At 48.2% G+C, this 1,761-nt stretch carries 3 protein-coding genes; 2 read left to right on the top strand and 1 reads right to left on the bottom strand.

Annotated features, from left to right (window positions below; translation table 11 throughout):
* Positions 1-99: 99 nt before the first annotated feature.
* A complete protein-coding gene (locus WCO51_13480; protein ID MEI6514264.1) occupies positions 100-684 on the top strand; it encodes a DUF4303 domain-containing protein in 585 nt (194 codons plus the stop codon).
* 28 nt (positions 685-712) lie between these two features.
* Here the strand turns inward: WCO51_13480 and WCO51_13475 are convergent, their stop codons facing one another.
* Positions 713-901, bottom strand: coding sequence for a hypothetical protein (locus WCO51_13475; GenBank protein MEI6514263.1), 189 nt, complete (start codon positions 899-901; stop codon positions 713-715).
* A 345-nt stretch (positions 902-1,246) separates the two neighbouring features.
* Between WCO51_13475 and WCO51_13470 the strand changes: the two genes are divergently transcribed.
* A partial coding sequence (locus WCO51_13470) for a sugar phosphate isomerase/epimerase family protein (protein MEI6514262.1) occupies positions 1,247-1,761 on the top strand: 515 nt, incomplete at its 3' end.

Raw genomic sequence — 1,761 nt, 5'->3', positions numbered from 1 at the left:
GGCAGAAACCATACGGCACCCTTAATTGCCTCGGCTTAATTTGGAAAAGTTGCCAAAAGTGGCTTTTTCATGTACGACTAGTTAGTTGAAAGCAGACCTATGGCATCGAACCTTCTTGACCACCTTGCTGACCACATTTACGCAGCGTTAAAGGCCGCTTTTTCGGAGCTGATCTCCGCAAACCCGGGGCAGCATTTCTACGCTTTCGCAGTGTTCACCGACGATTCGCTTCAGTTCATACATCCAGCCGCCAACACCGAAGAGGCTCTGACTGCGACGGTCCAGAGCTACAAAGAGACCGTAGATCCTAAATACGGATCGATTTCGACTCGTGCGGGAATGCGGTGGTCCTACGGAGACTGGGGTCACTTCGCGAATTTCGGTGAGAAGCATTTCGCAAAGATCAACGAAGCCCTTATCGAGAATGTCGATGGCCCGGACGAGGAGTTTGAGGCCCGGATCGATTCGCTTTGGGCTGCGGTCTTGAGCGGCTTCCTGCGGCTGGAGAAAGACGGCTTTTTCGGTTCAGGGCCTGACCGTTCCACAATCACATTGCTATTGGTAGGCGACCTAGATGGTGAATTGGTCGATAGCTGGGTTTCGGCGCTGAATCCGCCGGATGTCGCCGATCGCTTCATCACCTGGAATTCTGATGCACCCACTGACGAGAGTGAGAACGGCTAACCAGCGGATGAAGCTGACCGGGGCCGTTTTATGAGGCGTTCGACCCCACGACAACTCGGGCTTTGGTGCGCCGCCGCAGTATCTTCATCGTTCGGCGGCAGGAGGGCGGCTTGTGAAAAGGCTTATTGGGAGTTAACGGCAGGCTTATATACGTAAGCAGCTCTGCCTGCTCGACTTCGCCCGCAGGTGCGGCGCTCAATTTAAACATCTGCTTCATTGTCGCATGCATAAAAATTAACATGCGGATCGATCAGCAGCAGAGCACGCTCGTCATTTTCGTCACGCTAATCTTTGGGATAAGTGCGAGAGAAAGGTGTGTTGCTCGATTGGGCTTCATAAATAATCATTTTTATTAAGAAGGTCACTTTGCCCATATAGATGGTCGGTTTTATAGTTTGAGTGTGTTTTCTAGAGGTTTAATCAAAGTAACAGTTTAACACGAAAGCTGTTTGAGCCCAATAAAACTTCCCCGCTAAGTTTTCATACGACATTCTTGCTTATTGAATCAATTTAGGCCACAATACCCCTTTGATCTTTTCACCTTTAAACTAAGGGGCATGTAATGAAAGTTGGAATGAATCTGCTGGTGTGGACTGCTTTTGTGACTGAAGAGCATTTTCCTATCTTGGAAAAAATCAAGAAGACCGGTTACGATGGCGTTGAAATCCCCCTTTTTGATGGCGATGCTGAACACTACAAAAAAATCAAAAAAGAACTCGATAACCTTGGGCTCGGTTGCACCGCAGTAACCGTGGTAAACGCAGATACCAATCCCATTAGCCCTGATGCGAGTATTCGTAAGGCTGGTTTGGAACGAATCAAATGGGCGTTGGATATGACCAGCGTAATGGGTGGCGATTTATTGGCGGGGCCATACCACTCTGCATTGGGAGTTTTTTCAGGCCAACCCCCTACTGCAGATGAAAGAAAAAGGGCGATTGAAGTTTTAACCCAAGCCGCAGATCATGCACAAAAAGTAAATGTTAAAATCGCAATTGAGTATCTCAATCGCTTCGAATGCTATGTTTTAACTAACGCTCTGGATGCAAAGAACTTGGTTCGGGAAATCAATCACCC

The sequence above is a fragment of the bacterium genome, from assembly GCA_037131655.1.
Lineage (GTDB): Bacteria > Armatimonadota > Fimbriimonadia > Fimbriimonadales > JBAXQP01 > JBAXQP01.
Note: the sequence above shows the minus strand (reverse complement) of the source record. Positions and strands in the feature narration are given on the sequence as shown.

Excerpts from the sequence above, each read along its gene's own strand:
- WCO51_13480 (MEI6514264.1), top strand. The coding sequence starts at position 100 with ATGGCATCGAACCTTCTTGACCACCTTGCTGACCACATTTACGCAGCG.
- WCO51_13475 (MEI6514263.1), bottom strand. The coding sequence starts at position 901 with ATGAAGCAGATGTTTAAATTGAGCGCCGCACCTGCGGGCGAAGTCGAG.